This is a genomic window from Pseudomonas sp. MCal1, assembly GCF_026341415.1.
Lineage (GTDB): Bacteria > Pseudomonadota > Gammaproteobacteria > Pseudomonadales > Pseudomonadaceae > Aquipseudomonas.
The window spans coordinates 720,234-737,883 of record NZ_JAKUMP010000001.1 but is presented as its reverse complement, the minus strand read 5'-3'; the positions used below and the strand labels follow the sequence as shown (position 1 = coordinate 737,883).

Annotated in this window: 10 protein-coding genes, 1 tRNA gene and 1 pseudogene; 8 read left to right on the top strand and 4 right to left on the bottom strand. The window is 61.4% G+C overall.

Annotated features, from left to right (window positions below):
* Nucleotides 1-137: pseudogene (locus tag MKZ87_RS03305) on the bottom strand (IS110 family transposase); the annotation flags it as partial.
* Nucleotides 138-581: 444 nt separating this feature from the next.
* Between MKZ87_RS03305 and fdnG the strand changes: the two are divergent.
* The 7 genes from fdnG (at nt 582) to MKZ87_RS03270 (ending at nt 9,642) form a co-directional block, all read left to right on the top strand.
* Complete coding sequence (gene fdnG, locus MKZ87_RS03300) at nt 582-3,647, top strand: formate dehydrogenase-N subunit alpha (protein ID WP_234205230.1); 3,066 nt, start codon at nt 582-584, stop codon at nt 3,645-3,647.
* Between the two features lie 14 nt (nt 3,648-3,661).
* Nucleotides 3,662-4,597 (top strand): formate dehydrogenase subunit beta, encoded by a 936-nt coding sequence (fdxH, locus tag MKZ87_RS03295; RefSeq protein WP_234205232.1) that lies wholly within the window; start codon nt 3,662-3,664, stop codon nt 4,595-4,597.
* Entirely contained in the window at nt 4,594-5,247 is a 654-nt protein-coding gene (locus tag MKZ87_RS03290; RefSeq protein ID WP_234205234.1) for a formate dehydrogenase subunit gamma, read from the top strand. The genes fdxH and MKZ87_RS03290 overlap by 4 nt, the downstream gene beginning before the upstream one ends.
* Before the next feature lie 3 nt (nt 5,248-5,250).
* Nucleotides 5,251-6,177 carry a formate dehydrogenase accessory protein FdhE gene (gene fdhE / locus MKZ87_RS03285; protein ID WP_234205235.1) on the top strand — a complete coding sequence of 309 codons (927 nt, stop codon included), beginning with the start codon at nt 5,251-5,253 and terminating at the stop codon, nt 6,175-6,177.
* A 46-nt stretch (nt 6,178-6,223) separates the two neighbouring features.
* A complete protein-coding gene (selA, locus tag MKZ87_RS03280; protein ID WP_234205237.1) occupies nt 6,224-7,633 on the top strand; it encodes an L-seryl-tRNA(Sec) selenium transferase in 1,410 nt (469 codons plus the stop codon).
* Complete coding sequence (gene selB, locus MKZ87_RS03275) at nt 7,630-9,540, top strand: selenocysteine-specific translation elongation factor (protein WP_266200292.1); 1,911 nt, start codon at nt 7,630-7,632, stop codon at nt 9,538-9,540. Before selA ends, selB begins: the two co-directional genes overlap by 4 nt.
* A gap of 6 nt (nt 9,541-9,546) precedes the next feature.
* A tRNA-Sec gene (locus MKZ87_RS03270) sits at nt 9,547-9,642 on the top strand.
* An 8-nt stretch (nt 9,643-9,650) separates the two neighbouring features.
* Here MKZ87_RS03270 and MKZ87_RS03265 read toward each other — a convergent pair.
* Together MKZ87_RS03265 and MKZ87_RS03260 are read right to left on the bottom strand one after the other, a co-directional pair.
* Complete coding sequence (locus MKZ87_RS03265; RefSeq protein ID WP_234205239.1) at nt 9,651-10,934, bottom strand: OprD family porin; 1,284 nt, start codon at nt 10,932-10,934, stop codon at nt 9,651-9,653.
* A 99-nt stretch (nt 10,935-11,033) separates the two neighbouring features.
* On the bottom strand, nt 11,034-13,655 hold the full coding sequence (locus tag MKZ87_RS03260) for an EAL domain-containing protein (protein WP_085696179.1): 2,622 nt from the start codon (nt 13,653-13,655) through the stop codon (nt 11,034-11,036).
* A gap of 179 nt (nt 13,656-13,834) precedes the next feature.
* Between MKZ87_RS03260 and MKZ87_RS03255 the strand changes: the two genes are divergently transcribed.
* Complete coding sequence (locus MKZ87_RS03255) at nt 13,835-16,030, top strand: OsmC domain/YcaO domain-containing protein (RefSeq protein ID WP_266200267.1); 2,196 nt, start codon at nt 13,835-13,837, stop codon at nt 16,028-16,030.
* Nucleotides 16,031-16,297: 267 nt separating this feature from the next.
* Here MKZ87_RS03255 and MKZ87_RS03250 read toward each other — a convergent pair whose 3' ends face one another.
* A complete protein-coding gene (locus MKZ87_RS03250; RefSeq protein WP_266200265.1) occupies nt 16,298-17,596 on the bottom strand; it encodes a carbohydrate porin in 1,299 nt (432 codons plus the stop codon).
* Nucleotides 17,597-17,650: the final 54 nt, after the last annotated feature.

Below are 17,650 nucleotides of genomic sequence, written 5' to 3'. Positions count from 1 at the left end.
TTCAGCCATTTCTTGATGGCTGGCTTGTTATTGGGAAGCGTCTCCAGCAGATCCAGTTCGGTCTGGTAGATCACCAGCTCATCTTTGGCGACATCCACGCCCACGATTGGCTTGGAAACAGAAACCGACATTGCCATTGAACACCCCCCGAGATATGGTTTTGAGCACTTGAAGGGCTCACCCAGAGGCGCAGGCTTGTTCCTATCGTCGGTCTAGCCAGATGCATTCTTTATCGGCGCTTGGGTGAAAGGAGGAGGGGCGAAATCTCCCACGGATCTGTACTGCGCCAACAGTCAGAATCGAGCCTTGTCCCTCCTCCTCCCTTCAAGTACCAGCATACAAGCGAGCTTGCTCGCGAATGCGTCTGGTCAGGCAGCATCAATGTTGAATGACACACCGCTTTTCGCGAGCAAGCTCGCACACAGGGAGGTGGTGATCCGACAAACGGCCGACGGTCGGTTTTCACACTGGCCAACCGCACGTTGTCTACAGTGAAAAAGTCGGCACTCAAGTGCCGCAACCGTGATTGTCCAGAACAGACCCGGCACCAGTACCGGGTTCCACCTGATCAGGAGTGCACGATGGATCTCAGCCGTCGTCAGTTCTTCAAGGTCGCCGGTATCGGCCTTGCAGGCTCTAGCCTGGGCGCGTTGGGCATGGCCCCGACGCTGGCCTTCGCCGAGCAGGTGCGCCACTTCAAGCTTGCCCACACCCATGAAACCCGCAACACCTGCCCGTATTGCTCGGTCGGTTGCGGGTTGATCATGTACAGCCAGGGCGATGCCGCGAAGAACGTTGCGCAAAACATCATCCATATCGAGGGCGACGCCGACCACCCGGTCAATCGGGGCACCCTGTGCCCGAAAGGCGCGGGCCTTCTGGACTTCATTCACAGCCCCGGCCGCCTGCAGTACCCGCAGGTGCGCAAGCCCGGCAGCAGCGAATGGACCCGGATCACCTGGGACGAAGCCCTCGACCGCGTCGCCGACCTGATGAAGGCCGACCGCGACGCCAATTTCGTCGAGCAGAACGCCCAGGGGCAGACGGTCAATCGCTGGCTGACTACCGGTTTCCTCGCGGCGTCTGCAGCGTCCAACGAAGCGGGCTACATCACCCACAAGGTGGTACGCAGTCTCGGCATGCTGGGGTTCGATAACCAGGCGCGTGTCTGACACGGCCCGACGGTGGCAAGTCTTGCCCCGACGTACGGCCGTGGAGCCATGACCAACACCTGGACCGATATCGCCAACGCGAATCTGATCCTGGTGATGGGCGGCAACGCAGCAGAAGCCCACCCTTGCGGCTTCAAATGGGTGACCGAAGCCAAGGCGCACAACGCCGCGCGGCTGATTGTGGTCGATCCGAGGTTTACCCGGACCGCGTCCGTGGCCGATTACTACGCGCCGATTCGCACCGGCAGCGACATCGCGTTCATGGGCGGGCTGATCAATCACCTGCTGACCGAGGACAAGATCCAGCACGAATACGTGCGCAACTACACCGACGTGTCGTTCATCGTCAAAGCCGGGTTCGGCTTCGAGGACGGACTGTTCACCGGTTACGACGCAGCCAAACGAAGCTACACCGACAAATCTACCTGGGGTTACGAGCTGGGTGACGACGGCTTCGTCAAAGTCGACCCGACCCTGCAGGACCCGCGCTGCGTCTATCAATTGATGAAGCAGCATTACAGCCGCTACAACATCGACCTCGCGAGCCAGATCTGTGGCATGCCGGTCGACGCGATGAAAAAGATCTGGGAGGAAATCGCCACTTGCTCGCAACCGGGCAAGACCATGACCATCCTTTATGCGTTGGGCTGGACCCAGCATTCGATCGGCTCGCAGATCATCCGCAGCGCAGCAATGGTGCAACTGTTGCTGGGCAACGTCGGCATGCCCGGCGGCGGGGTCAACGCGTTGCGCGGGCACTCGAACATTCAGGGCCTGACCGACCTCGGCCTGCTGTCCAACGCGCTGCCGGGTTACCTGACCCTGCCCACCGACATGGAGCAGGACTACAACGCCTACATCAAGAAACGCACGCAAGTACCGCTGCGGCCGGGGCAATTGTCCTACTGGCAGAATTACAGCAAGTTCCACGTCAGCCTGATGAAAGCCTGGTACGGCGCCAATGCCACCGCCGAGAATCAGTGGGCCTACCACTACCTGCCGAAACTCGACATCCCCAACTACGACATCCTCAAGGTGTTCGACCTGATGGGGCAGGGCAAGGTCAATGGCTACATGTGTCAGGGCTTCAACCCGATTGCCGCGTTGCCGGACAAGAACCGGGTGATGGCCGCATTGGCCAAGCTGAAATGGCTTGTGGTCATGGACCCGTTGGCCACCGAAACCTCGCAGTTCTGGGAACACGTCGGGCCGTTCAATGATGTGAAGAGCGCCGACATCCAGACCGAAGTGATCCGTCTGCCGACCACCTGTTTTGCTGAAGAGGACGGTTCGCTGGTCAACAGCAGCCGCTGGCTGCAATGGCACTGGAAAGGTGCCGACGGCCCCGGCGAGGCGCGCACTGACGTGCAGATCATGAGTGCGCTGTTCCTGCGCCTGCGTGAGCGTTATCAGGCCCAGGGCGGCAAATTCGCCGATCCGCTGTTGAAGCTGTCGTGGCCGTACAAGATCGCCGAAGAACCCTCGCCGGAAGAGATCGCCAAAGAGATCAACGGCTACGCCACCACGGATTTCACCGACGCCACCGGCGCGACGATCAAGGGCAATTCGCAACTGGCCGGGTTCGCCCAGCTCAAGGATGACGGCAGCACCGCGTCCGGCTGCTGGATCTTCTGCGGCAGCTGGACCGAAGCCGGCAACCAGATGGCCCGCCGTGACAATAACGACCCTTACGGCATGCATCAGCATCAGGGTTGGGCGTGGGCCTGGCCGGCCAACCGGCGGATTCTGTACAACCGCGCTTCTGCGGACGTCGCCGGCAAACCGTGGGATCCGAAAAAACGCCTGGTGTGGTGGAACGGCAAGGCCTGGGGCGGCACCGACGTGCCGGATTACAAGGCCGACGTGCCGCCGGAGGCCGGGATGAACCCGTTCATCATGAACCCCGAAGGCGTGGCGCGGTTCTTCGCCGTCGACAAGATGAACGAAGGGCCATTCCCCGAGCACTACGAGCCGTTCGAAACCCCGATCGGCATCAACCCGCTGCACCCGGAAAACAAGAAAGCCATCAGCAACCCTGCGGCACGGATTTTCGATTCGGTGTGGGACAGCCTTGGCGTCGCCAAGGATTACCCGTACGCCGCCACCAGCTACCGGCTGACCGAGCATTTCCACTTCTGGAGCAAGCACTGCAAGTTGAACGCGATCGCCCAACCCGAGCAGTTCGTGGAAATCGGCGAAGTGCTGGCCAAGGAGAAAGGCATCGCTGCCGGCGACCGGGTGCGGGTCACCTGCAAGCGCGGGTTCATTGAAGCGGTAGCGGTGGTGACCAAAAGGATCCGGCCGTTGCAGGTCAACAACCAGGTGGTGCACCAGATCGGCATTCCGCTGCACTGGGGCTTCACCGGCCTGACGCGTCACGGTTACCTGACCAACACCCTGGTGCCGTTCCTCGGCGATGGCAATACACAGACCCCGGAATCCAAGTCATTCCTGGTCAACGTGGAGAAGCTCTGATGGAGAATCTTTAGATGGCCAGCCAAGACATCATTGCCCGCTCGGCCACCACCACACCGGCGCCGTCGATACGCGACCAGGAACAGGTGGCCAAACTGATCGACACCACCAAATGCATCGGTTGCAAGGCCTGTCAGGTCGCGTGCTCGGAATGGAACGAGTTGCGCGAAGAGGTCGGCCACAACCACGGCACCTACGACAACCCGCAGGACCTGAGCGCCGATTCATGGACGCTGATGCGCTTCACCGAGCACGAAACCGACGCCGGCAATCTCGAATGGCTGATCCGCAAGGACGGCTGCATGCACTGCGCCGAGCCCGGTTGCCTGGCGGCGTGCCCCAGCCCCGGCGCGATCATCAAGCACGCCAACGGCATCGTCGATTTCGATCAGGACCACTGCATCGGCTGTGGTTATTGCATCACCGGTTGCCCGTTCAACATCCCGCGCATTTCGCAGAAAGATCACAAGGCCTACAAATGCACGCTGTGTTCGGACCGGGTGGCGGTGGGGCTTGAGCCGGCCTGTGTGAAAACCTGCCCGACCGGTGCCATCGTGTTCGGCACCAAGGACGACATGAAGACCCACGCCGCCGAGCGCATCGTCGACCTGAAAAGCCGTGGCTTCGACAATGCCGGCCTGTATGACCCGGAAGGCGTCGGCGGCACCCACGTCATGTACGTGTTGCACCACGCCGACACGCCGAAAATCTACGCCGGCCTGCCGGACAACCCCGAGATCAGTCCGCTGGTGGGCTTGTGGAAAGGCATCAGCAAACCGCTGGGCCTTTTGGCCATGGGCGCCGCGGTGCTGGCCGGGTTCTTCCATTACGTGCGGATCGGCCCGAACCGGGTCGAAGAAGATGAACATCCCGATCCGCCCGACACCTCGGTGCACGTCGTCGATCCGGCAGTGCACACCTTCGACCCACGCGGGGAGGGCCGGCCATGAGCAACAAGACGATCCTGCGCTACACCGCCAATCAGCGCACCAATCACTGGTTGGTGGCGATTCTGTTCTTCATGGCCGGGCTGTCGGGGCTGGCGTTGTTTCATCCGTCGATGTTCTGGCTGACCCACCTGTTCGGAGGCGGGCCTTGGACGCGGATCCTCCATCCGTTCATGGGCGTGCTGATGTTCGTGTTTTTCCTCGGCCTGGTGTTTCGCTTCTGGCGCTCGAACTTCTTCATCGACAACGACTGGAAGTGGCTGCGGCGAATTGACCGGGTAATGGTCAACGACGAAGAATCCGTGCCGCCGGTGGGCAAGTACAACGCCGGGCAAAAACTGCTGTTCTGGACTTTACTGCTGTGCATGCTCGCATTGCTGTTCACGGGACTGGTGATCTGGCGCGCGTATTTCAGTCATTACTTCGGCATCACCACGATTCGCTGGGCCATGTTGCTGCACGCACTGGCGGGGTTTGTGCTGATCCTGAGCATCATCGTGCACATCTACGCCGGGATCTGGATCAAGGGTTCGGTGGACGCGATGATGCACGGCTGGGTCAGTCGCGCCTGGGCCAGGAAACACCATGCACTCTGGTATCGCGAGGTGGAAAGCCAGGATCCGCCAGAGCGACCGGTCACGAAAAAGGGCTGACAGTTGCCAACCATCCTTGAACCCGGAGAAATCGAAGCGGCGGCCAGTTCGCCGCCGTTTCTGCACTTGCCACCGCACAACCTGTTCATGTTGCGGGCCCGGCGTCTTGAACGTTTGGCCGAAGGTCATCCGCTGGCCGACTACCTGCAGTTGATTGCCGGGCTGTGCCAAGTCCAGCAGCAGATCCTCGATGATCCGCCCTCGACCGCGTCGCTTGATGAACAGCGGCTGGAAGTCTGCCGGCAACACGGCATGCCGCCGTTCGCCGCCGACACATTGATTCGCGAGGACACCTGGCAGCTTTATCTCGAAGCCTTGCTGCAGCGTTATGTCGCCCCCGAGCAACCTGCTGTGGTCGAGGCCGTGACCACGCTGCGCCTTGCCAGCCCCGGCCAGTTGCGCGCCTGGGCCGTGGCGCTGGTCAGCGGCCAATATTCGCTGGTGCCCGCGGCACTGGTGCCGTTTCTCGGCGCGGCGCTGCAAGCGGCGTGGAGTCATTGGCTGCTCAGCGCAGCGAATCTGCAACTGACACCCGGCGACAGCCTCAGCCAGTGCCCGGCCTGTGGTTCGCCGGCCATGGCCGGGGTGATCCGCCATCGCGGCAAGCACAACGGCCTGCGTTATCTGGTGTGTTCGCTGTGTGCCTGCGAATGGCATGTGGTGCGGGTCAAGTGCGTGTATTGCGAACAGAGCAAAGGGCTTGAATACCTGAGTCTTGAGGATGACCGCCACGCCGCCAATCAGGCGCCGTTGCGCGCCGAAGTGTGTCCGGGCTGCAACAGCTATCTGAAGCTGCTGTATCTGGAAAACGACGGGGAGGGCGAGGCGCTGTCGGCAGATCTGGGCAGTCTGCTGCTCGACATGCGCCTGGCCCAGGACGGTTATCAGCGGCTGGCGCCGAATCTGCTGCTGGCACCAGGAGACGAATGACGCAAGGGTCTACACTCAGGCGCATCGGTTTTTTCCGGAGTGCCTGATGTCCGTCAGTGTCTTTGCCTTGCGTTTACCTTCCATCGACAGCCTGTTGCGCCATCCCGCGTGTCAGCCATTGGCCGAGCGTTACGGGCGCGAGGCGCTGTTGACGGGGTTTCGCCAGTTGTTGGATGACTTGCGCGAAGCCGTGCTGGCGGGGCAATTGACCGCCGTTGAAATCAGCCCCGAAGCCCTGGCCGGAAGGGTGGCCGAACGTCTGGCGTTGAAGCAGCGCAGCCAGGTGCGCCGGGTGTTCAACCTGACCGGCACCGTGCTGCACACCAACCTCGGGCGCGCCTTGTTGCCTGAAGAAGCCATTGACGCGGTGCAACTCGCGGCGCGCTATCCGTTGAATCTGGAGTTCGACCTGGCCAGCGGCAAGCGCGGCGACCGCGATGACCTGATCGAAGGCCTGATCCGCGAACTGACCGGCGCCGAAGCCGTGACCGTGGTCAACAACAATGCCGCCGCCGTACTGCTGACCCTCAACAGCCTCGGCGCGCGCAAGGAAGGCATCATTTCCAGGGGCGAGCTGATCGAAATCGGCGGCGCGTTCCGCATCCCCGACATCATGAGCCGCGCCGGCGTGCGTCTGCACGAAGTCGGCACCACCAACCGCACCCATGCCCGCGATTACGAAGCCGCCATCAGCCCACGCAGCGGCCTGATCATGCGCGTGCACGCAAGCAACTACAGCATCGAAGGCTTCACCGCTCGGGTCCCGACCGCCGAACTGGCTGCTTTGGCCCATCGGCATGATCTGCCACTGCTGGAAGATCTTGGCAGCGGCAGTCTGCTGGATCTGACTCGCTGGGGCCTGCCGGCGGAACCGACGGTGCGCCAGGCGCTGCTCGATGGCGCCGACATCGTCACCTTCAGCGGTGACAAATTGCTCGGCGGCCCGCAGGCGGGGGTGATCGTCGGGCGCAAGGAGTTGATCGCGAAGATCAAGAAGAATCCGCTGAAACGCGCGTTGCGGGCCGACAAACTGACCCTGGCCGCACTGGAAGCGGTGCTCGGTCTCTATCGCGACCCGGATCGTCTGGCCGAACGTTTGCCCTGCCTGCGCCTGCTGACCCGGCCGCAAGCCGAGATTCTGGCCCAGGCCGAACGCCTGCAACCGGCCATGTCCGAATTGTTGGGCGAGGGCTGGACCGTCACCGCAGAACTTGCGCTGGGCATGATCGGCAGCGGCAGCCAACCGGTGGCGCGCCTGCCGAGCGCGGCGCTGTGCCTGCGCCCGCAGGTATCGAAACGCCTGCGCGGACGTAGCCTGCTGAACCTGGAAGCCGGGTTGCGCGCCTTGCCGATCCCGGTGCTCGGGCGCATCGATGACGACGCGTTGTGGCTGGATCTGCGGCAACTCGACGATGAACCGGCGTGGCAGGCGCAACTCGGGCAATTGCAAACGTGATCATCGGCACGGCAGGGCACATCGACCACGGCAAGACGTCATTGCTGCAAGCGCTCACCGGGCAAACCGGCGACCGCCGCCCGCAGGAACGCGAACGCGGGATGACCATTGACCTCGGTTATCTGTACGCAGAACTGGCGCCGGGCGCCGGGCTGACGGGTTTCATCGACGTACCGGGTCACGAGAAATTCACCCACAACATGCTCGCTGGCGCGCAAGGCATCGATCTGGTGTTGCTGGTGGTGGCGGCGGATGACGGAGTGATGCCGCAGACCCGCGAGCATCTGGCGATTGTCGAGCTGCTGGGCATCCCCCGGGCGCTGGTGGCGATCACCAATTGCGATCGGGTTGAAGCGGGCAGGGTGGAAGAAGTCCGCCGACAGGTTGAAAGCCTTCTGGCGTCTGGCCCCTATGCCGGGGCGCCGCTGTTGACGGTTTCCAGCGTGACGGGCGAGGGTGTCGACGCGTTGCGCCAGACGTTGCTGCAGATAGAAAGCGAAGAACGCAGTCGCGACGGTGGATTTCGTCTGGCGATCGACCGGGCGTTCAGTGTCGCCGGCGCCGGCATCGTGGTGACGGGGACGGCGCTTTCAGGCGCGGTCGCCGTGGGTGACAAACTCAGCCTCGGCCCGGCGGGCAAAACCGTGCGGGTCAGGGGACTGCACGCGCAGAATCAGGCCGCCGAGCAGGCATTCGCCGGCCAGCGCGTAGCCCTGAACATCAGCGCGGATCGTCTGGAACTTGGGCAGATTCATCGCGGCCAATGGTTGCTCGCCGAATGGCTGTACGCACCGACCCAGCGGCTGGACATCGAATTCCGGTTGTTGCCGGGCGAACGGGTTTTCCAGCATTTCCAGCCAGTGCACCTGCATCTGGGCACGCAGGACGTGATCGCCCGGGTCGCCTTGCTGGAAGGCTCGAGCCTGGCGCCCGGCGAGCGCATGTTTGCGCAACTGCTGACGAACGTCCCGGTGCACGGCGTCCACGGTGACCCGCTGATCCTGCGTGACGCCAGTGCCCAGCGAACGCTCGGCGGTGGACGCGTGCTCGATCCCTTCGCGCCAGCCCGTCAACGGCGCAGCCCGGAACGGCTGGCGCAACTGCGCGCACTGGCGATCAACTCCGAGCTGGAACAGGCCTTGCCGACGTTGCTGGAATACAGCGAAAGCGGCCTTGATCCGCAGCGCCTGGAGCGTCAGTTCAATCGTCCGCGTGAGCGTTGGTCATTGCCGGATAACGTCCGCCTGATCGAAACCCGGCAAGGGCCGATGCTGTTCAATGCGCAGCGCTGGGGCATGCTCAAGTTCACCTTGCTGGAGCAACTGGCACGCTTTCATGAGCTGGAGCCCGATCAAATGGGGCCGGATCGCGACCGTCTGCGGCGCTTCAGCGGTTTGAGTGTCGAACGTGCAACGTTCATCAGCCTGCTGGAAGAACTGCTCGGCGCCGGTTCAGTGGTCGCCAGCGGCCCGTGGCTGCATTTGCCCGAGCACCAGGTACGCCTGAGTGCCGCCGACGAAACCCTGTGGCAGGCGCTCCAGCCATTGTTCGAACAAAACGGTTTCGATCCGCCGTGGGTACGCGACATGGCAAAAGTCGTCGACCAGGAAGACGCGACCGTGCGTTTGCTGCTGCGCAAACTGGCGCGCCTTGGCGTGACGCATCAAGTGGTGCGCGACCTGTTTGTCACCGACATCACGTTGCTGCAAATGGCGGCGGTGTTGCTGCGCCTGGCTGAAGAAAATCCGCAAATCGAAGTCACGGCATTCCGTGATGCGCTAGGCTTGGGACGCAAACGCAGTATTCAGATCCTTGAATACTTCGATCGGCTGGGCCTGACCCGACGCGTCGGCGAAGGCCGGCAGATCCGCTTCGACAGTGCGCTGGCCAACTCTGGCGCCAGCTGAGTTCAAGGAAGGCAATCGCGCCCGGTGGCGCGGCCGGGCTTCAAACCCGGTTGGGGACGGCATCCGTTCCCGGGCAGGTTCGACTCCGGCTGCCTTCCGCCATTTTCCCTTCAAAAACCCAGCGGGTACTGGATCACCACGTAGATCCGGTCAATGTCATCACCCGCCTGGGCGCTGTTGGCCCGGTGTGAAACGTGGGACAGCTGCACTGACAAATCCTTGGCCGCGCCGGACTGGACGATGTAGCGCAGATCGATATCGCGCTCCCAGTGTTTGCCGCCGTCCCCTTGCTGTGGCTGGTATTGCCCGCTGTCCGCGTCGAACGGGTTATAAGCGCCGCCCTTGGGTGCGTGGGTGCCGTCGATGTGGCTGCCGGAAACATAACGGGTCATGAAGTTCAGCCCCGGAATGCCGAAGGCGCCGAGATCGAGGTCGTAACGCGCTTGCCAGGAGCGTTCGTGGGCACCGTTGAAGTCGGCGTATTTGATCGAGTTGGCCAGGTAGATCGAGTCGCCACCGACGAAATCGAACGGTGTGTCGCCATTGATGCGTTGCCAGCCGAGCATCACCGCATGGGCGCCAAAGGTGTATTTGCCCGAGAAACTGAATGCAGTGTTGTCGATGTCGCCGGCCAGCGCCTGACCGGTATCGCGGGTGTGGTAGACGTTGGCGTCGAGTAACAGACCGGACTGTTTGAAATGCAGGTTGACGTAGTACTGGCGCCAGGTGTCGCTCAGATCCGACGCATACAGCGCGCCGCCCACCGGGCTGTCGCTGAACAGGTCGGTGCCGACGAAACTGATGCTTTCGCCTCGGGTGCTGGCGCCGTAGCCCTGAAAATCGCCTTTGCCGGAAGAGCTGTCCTGGTTCTTGAATGCCGTGAAGCGCCCGGCGACAAGGCGCGCGTTTTCGATCTCGTGGCTGTCGAGCAGAAACCCCGTGGCGTATTCCGGTTGCAGCCGTTTGTCCGAGGTGTCGAACACCGGCGTTTCCACGGTCATTTCACCGAAGGCGAGGGTAGTCTTCGAGGCCTTGAGCTTCAGCGCACCGCCGGCGCTGGAATAGTCGCTTGCGCTACGGCCGTCACTGTCCACCGGCAACAGCCCCGTGCCGGAGTGCCCTTTACCGCCATCAAGTTTCAGTCCGTAAAAAGCGTGGGCATCAAGGCCTAATCCGACGGTTCCATCCGTGAAACCGGATGCAAAAGTGCCGATAAACCCCTGAGCCCATTCCTGTTTGTAGTTTTTGCCGGTGGGTGAGGGCGAGCGGTAGTCGTTGCTCAGGTAGAAGTTGCGGCTGAGCACTTCGGCCTTGGCGTCGTCGAGAAATCCGCTGGCAAATGCCGAGTCGGCCATTGCGCAATACAAGAGTGCCAGGGCAAAACGCGGTTGCATGAAAGCTTTCATGTGTCAGTGACCGGCCGTGAGGGAAGTCGCCGGATACTGAAGCAAACCGTCGTGCTGCGATTGAGCGGATGTGCTGAGTCAGCGTCCTCAGTTCACCCGGCCTTTTCGCTGTCTGGCAGGCTCGACAGGGGTGGCTCTTGATGCCTGCAGAAGACTGGCGAAGGCCGCCTTGTCGATCGGGCGACTCATGAAATAACCCTGCACTTCGTTGCATTGATCCTTGCCCAGGATGTCCAGTTGTTCCTCGGTTTCAACGCCTTCGGCAGTCACGGTCAGCCCCATCGCTTTACCCAGGCCAATGATGGCCTGGACCACCGCCCGATCATTGGCGCCGGTGCTGATGGAAGCAATGAAACGTTTGTCGATCTTGATGCCGTCGAACGGGTAGGCGCGCAGATAGCCAAGGGATGAATAACCGGTGCCGAAGTCATCCATGTTCAGGCGCACGCCCAGTTCCTTGAGCGCGTTCATGGTGGTCAACGCGCCGTCGGTGTCGTTGAGCATGACGTTCTCGGTGATTTCCAGTTCCAGTCGGCTGGCCGGGAAGCGAGTGCCGACCAGCACCTCGCGTACATCTTCGACCACATCGCTGATCGCAAACTGCGCGGGGGACAGGTTGACCGACAGCAAAATGTCCGCCGGCCAGGTCAGTGCCGTTTCACACGCTTCACGCAGGACCCAGCGGCCCAAGGGGACAATCAGGTCGGTCTGTTCGGCCAGCGGAATGAAGACATCCGGCCCGAGCAACCCTTTGACAGGGTGCTGCCAGCGCACCAATGCCTCGACCGAGACGATTTTCTTGCCATCGACCGTGTATCGGGGCTGGTAGTGCAGCACAAACTGATTGTTCGTCAGGGCGCGGCGCAGTTCATCCTCCATCTGCCGGCGCGTCTGGATCTGATCGCTCATGTGCGCTTCGAAATAGCACCAGGTGTTCTTGCCTTCGGATTTGGCCTGGTACAGCGCAATGTCCGCGCAACGGATCAGCTCGCTGGCAACGTACCCGTGACGCCGGCTCAGGGCGATTCCGACACTGGCGCCGATGTGCAACGGTTGCTGTTCGAAGAGGATGGGCTGATGCAGGCTGCCGATCAGGCGTGTGCAGAATTTGTCGATCTCCTGATGCGTGTCCATGCCGCAGAGCACCACGACGAACTCGTCACCGCCCAGACGGGCGACGATATCGTGGTCGCGCGTGCATTCGCGCAAGCGGCTGGCGACTTCTTGCAACACAGCATCGCCTGCCGGATGCCCGAGCGAATCGTTGATCGGCTTGAAGTTATCCAGGTCAATCATCAGCAGCGACAAAGGCGGGGCGTGCTCCTTGAGTAACAGGGCGTCGTCCAGATAGCGCGACAGCTTGTTGCGGTTGGGCAGGCCCGTCAGCGCGTCATGCAGGGACAAGTGCTGGATCTGCGCATGGGCGGCGACTTCATCGGTGATGTCGCTGGCCGTGCCGCGATAACCGACGACTGCCGCACCCTCCACGATGGGCCTGGCCGAGAGGCGGCAGTGGCGCTGTTGTTCCTTGCGGTCACGGTAGGTGCAGCGCAGGTCGCTGGCGTTGCTCCCGTCATCGAGTTTTTTCAGCCACAGATCCAGTGGCGTGGTGTCGCAGACCAGCAAGTGCCCGATGTGTTTGCCGATCCACTGGGCCTGCTCATAGCCGGTGACTGCACTGAACCGGGCCGACAGATAGGTGATGGCCAACGCTTCATCCACTTCCCAGATCCAGTCGGAAGCCGCTTCGGCCACCGCCCGGAAGCGCTCCTCGCTGGCTTCAAGGGCGCGGTTGGACGCCAGCAGTGCCTGATTCGAGGCCTGCATCGCTTCAAAACTGTCGTCGACGTAGCGCGAGGAACGCAGCGCATGGCGAAAGAACCACGCGGTCAGGGCCATCAACACGATCAAAGCGGGGCCGAGGGTAGGCAACAACGACCACAGCAGATGCTGGCCCGGTCGCTCCAGATCAGCAACGAGGCTGTAGCCGGTACTGTCCAGCGGGACGCGGGGCTGGCCGGGGTCGATGGTGCCATCCGGTGCCAGCTTCAGATTGTTCAGCCCGTACCCGCTGCCGATCTTGCGCAACTTGGTGGGCGTCAGCTTGTCGACGAAGACCAGCACGGAGGTTTTTTGTGGATCGCCCACCGGACGCTCATCGTTGGGAAGGATCGCCGCAGCGGTGACCAGCGCCGGCCAGCCTTCGAACAATGAATAAGTACTGACAGGCCTGGTCAGGTCCGGCTGGTTCTGCACTTGTTCCACCAGGCTGAGCGCCGGAACCTCAAGAAACTGGCGCATTTGCGCATCGAGCAATTGCCCGCGAACGACGGTGTATTTGGTGCGGTCCCGATCCAGCACGAACAGACCGTCATAGCCGTCGTTGGTAAACAGGGTCTTGCCCATGTTCTGCTCGGTGTACGCCCAATTCGTGTCGACTGTGCCGCCCAAACGTTCATACGCTGTCGTCCAGTAGGCGTAACTGCTGATGTAGTTCTTCGATGCGGTGATCCGGTTTTCCAGCGCTCGCGCCGAATAGAACCGCACGTCGTCGACGTCCTCCTCATCCAGATGAGTGGCAATACCGAGCAACGCGGCAGTTGCCGCCATCACCCCGGCAATGAACAGAGCACCCACCGCCACAGCCAGACGCCGGGTGACAGGGCCCTGAAGGTTGGGGAGTGGCGTCGAATGGCTGGAGATATCCATCTGCTCGTCCTTGATCCGGTGTCTGTTCAATCTAGAACATCTTCAGCCTGGGGATGTTCAGAAGTTGTGCCAATCGTGTCTGACCGCTCGGACGTCCTTGACCCGAAAGCACAAGACTTCACGCTCAAAAACCGGATAATGGCGGCCAATTTGTTTAGCTCGCTATTCTGGTAACCCGCATGGAAATCAAGGTCAATTTTCTCGACAACCTCCGACTCGAAGCCAAGTTCGATGACTTCACGGTGGTGGCCGATCAACCGATCCGTTACAAGGGCGATGGCTCTGCACCGGGTCCGTTCGACTATTTCCTGGCGTCGTCGGCCTTGTGCGCGGCTTACTTCGTAAAGTTGTACTGCAGCACCCGCAATATCCCGACCGAAAACATTCGTCTGTCGCAGAACAACATTGTCGATCCGGAAAACCGCTACAACCAGATCTTCAAGATCCAGGTCGAGCTGCCGGCGGACATCTCCGAGAAGGATCGCCAGGGCATCCTGCGCTCGATCGACCGTTGCACAGTTAAAAAGGTTGTGCAGGCCGGGCCAGAGTTTGTGATCGAGGAAGTCGAGAACCTCGACGCCGATGCCCAGGCCTTGTTGATGCCGGTTGCAACGTCCGGCGCGGGCACCCGCATTGCCGGCAAGGACCTGCCGCTGGAGCAAACCATCGCCAATATGTCGGGGATTCTGGCCGACCTGGGCATGAAGATCGAAATTGCTTCGTGGCGCAACATCGTGCCCAACGTCTGGTCGCTGCACATCCGCGATGCGCAGTCGCCGATGTGCTTCACCAACGGCAAGGGCGCGACCAAAGAAAGCGCGCTGGCCTCGGCGCTGGGCGAGTTCATCGAGCGGCTGAATTGCAACTTCTTCTACAACGATCAGTTCTGGGGCGAAGAGATCGCCAATGCCGAGTTCGTGCATTACCCGGACGAGCGCTGGTTCAAGCCTGGCGCGAAAGACGAGTTGCCTGCAGAAATTCTCGACGAGTACTGCCTGGGTATTTACAACCGCGACGGCGAACTGCGCGGCTCGCACCTGTACGACACCAACTCCGGCAATACCCAGCGTGGTATTTGCTCGCTGCCGTTCGTGCGCCAGTCGGACAACGAGGTCGTGTACTTTCCGTCGAACCTGATCGAGAACCTGTTTCTCAGCAACGGCATGAGCGCCGGCAACACCCTGGCCGAAGCGCAGGTGCAGTGCCTGTCGGAAATCTTCGAGCGAGCGGTCAAGCGCGAAATCCTCGAAGGGGAAATGGCCCTGCCGGATGTACCGCAAGAGGTACTGGCGAAATATCCGGGCATCCTCGCCGGGATCAAGGCGCTGGAAGAGCAGGGCTTCCCGGTGCTGGTCAAGGACGCGTCGCTGGGTGGTGAATTCCCGGTGATGTGCGTGACGCTGATGAACCCGCGCACCGGCGGCGTGTTCGCCTCGTTCGGCGCGCACCCGAGCTTCGAAGTGGCGCTGGAACGCAGCCTCACCGAATTGCTGCAGGGCCGCAGCTTTGAAGGCCTCAACGATCTGCCGCAGCCGACCTTCTCGGGCCAGGCCGTGACCGAACCGAACAACTTCGTCGAGCACTTCATCGATTCCAGCGGCGTGGTGTCGTGGCGTTTCTTCAGCGCCAAGGCCGATTTCGAATTCGTCGAGTGGGACTTCTCCGGCAATGGCGAAAACTCCAACGCCGAAGAGGCCGCGACGCTGTTCGGCATCCTTGAAGACATGGGCAAGGAAGTCTACATGGCGGTCTACGAGCACATCGGCGCCAAGGCTTGCCGTATTCTGGTGCCGGACTACTCGGAGATCTATCCGGTAGAGGACCTGATCTGGGACAACACCAACAAAGCGCTGCAATTCCGTGCCGACATCCTCAACCTGCACAACCTGAGCAAGGTCGGCCTGCGCAACCTCGTCAAAGGCCTGGAACACAGCGAGCTGGACGATTACACCGACATCACCACGCTGATCGGCATCGAGTTCGACGACAACACGCCATGGGGCAAGTTGACCATTCTCGAACTGCGCCTGCTGATCTACCTCGCCTTGCAGAAGTACGAGCAGGCCAAGGATCTGGTCGAAGCCTTCCTGCAATACAACGACAACACCGTCGAGCGCGGCTTGTTCTATCAAGCGGTCAACGTCGTGCTGGAAATGGAGCTGGACGAGGATCTGGAGCTGGAAGACTACGAAGCCAACTTCCGCCGCATGTTCGGCGACGAGCGCATGGATGCGGCGATCGGCTCGGTCAATGCCAGCGTGCGCTTCTACGGCCTGACGCCGACCAGCATGAAGCTGGAAGGGCTGGATCGGCACCTGCGCCTGATCGAGAGCTACAAGAAATTGCACGCGGCGCGGGCCAGCTTCGCGGGTTGATTCCGTTGGCGGCACGCAGCGCTCAAAGAAAATGCTCCGTATCGAAAGATACGGAGCATTTTTCGTTATGGCCTACATCCAAGGAGAATCCTGCAATCCGGCGCGCGCTAACTGATGACTTTGATCGGTTGAACGGCCTTTTTTCGTCTGTTGCTCGCACGAAAACAAACGCCCCAACCAAGTCGGGGCGTTTGTGTTGCACTGGCCTTCAGTGCGTTTTCACACAGTCTGTCCGGGTGCTTTTTTTGTAGTCGGTAAACGTCGGTATCAGAGCGCGGCTTTCACCTGCAATCCAAACACCAGTGCATTGTCGATGTCCTTCCCGGAAAACGCGCCCGGCTCGATGATGTACTGCATATTCGGGCGCAGCGTCAGCCAAGGCGTGGCCTGATAGCCGTAACCGAGTTCGATCAATTGCTCGGCGCTGTCCAGGTTTGGAAACGCTGCGCCACTGTCCAGCGCCGCGTCTTGCTGCACATCACGGCTGCGCGGGTTCGGCACTGCGCGGCCGTAGCCCAGCGCCACGGTGTCACGCGGGCGGCCTTCGAACGGTTTGTACAGAACCAGCCCGGTGCCGTACCACTTGCTGAATGGCGACGCGGCTTCGCTGGCCGCCGAGTATTGGCCGAAAGCGTGCAGGCTGCGGCCTTCGGAGGCGTCCGAGGCCCAGACGGCCTGGTCGATCAGGACGTAATGGCCGCCGCGTCCGGACACTTCCTTGTCACTGCCGATGCGTTTGACGTCGGAGCTGTCGTAGTAATAACCGACCTTGTACTCGCCCGGCAGTTTGCCCGCCTGCTTGTAGACCAGTTCGATCGGCACCACGGTGCCGGTGGTGTGTTTCGGGCCCAGGTGCCAGGCACGGCTGGAATTGCCGTTGCTTTGCGGGTCGACATTGAACGCGGCCACCCGCAGTTGCCAGGCCGGGGAGAGGTCGTATTTCACCCGCACACCCAGGTGGGCGTTGGGGTAGTTGGTCCAGCCGCTGCCACCGGACATGTTTAGCGGATGGCCGCAGAAACCGGCGTTCATGAAGTTGCAGAGAATGCCACTGTCGAGACCGCCGAGGTCGTTGCCCATGGCCATGTAGCCGAGTTTGACGTTCAGAGCCGGGGTAAACAGGCTGCGTTCGTAACTGAGTTCGGTCAGGCGCGTGTAGAGGCCACCGTAGTTTTCCTGGATGGGCAAACGGTTGCCGACCAGATCTTCGGAGGCACTGTTGCCGCGTCGGTCGTTGATGCTCAGCTGGATCTTCCCGGCGTTTTCGACGCCGTACAGTTTGCTCAGGTCGAACTGCGCGCCGAGCTTGATGTTTTGCGAGTAGCGCGCCGAGCGATGCAGGCCACCGTCGGCGTTGTAGGCGGTTTCGCCGGTGTAGTCGCCGGTGAACTTGATGCCGTCTTCGTCGAACTGGTGGCGCAGTCCGCCCCAGTCGCCGGTCAGTGTGTTGCGGGTAAAAACGTTCGAATCGCTATCGGCGAAAGCGGGCAGGGCAGCGCCGCAGGTGAGACCGAACAGCATGCCGGTGAATACGCCGGCGTGAGAAAAGCGAACAGCCAATGACATTGCGCAAATCCAGAGCGAAGGACATAAAACGACGCGGCACCCGAAGGCGCCGCG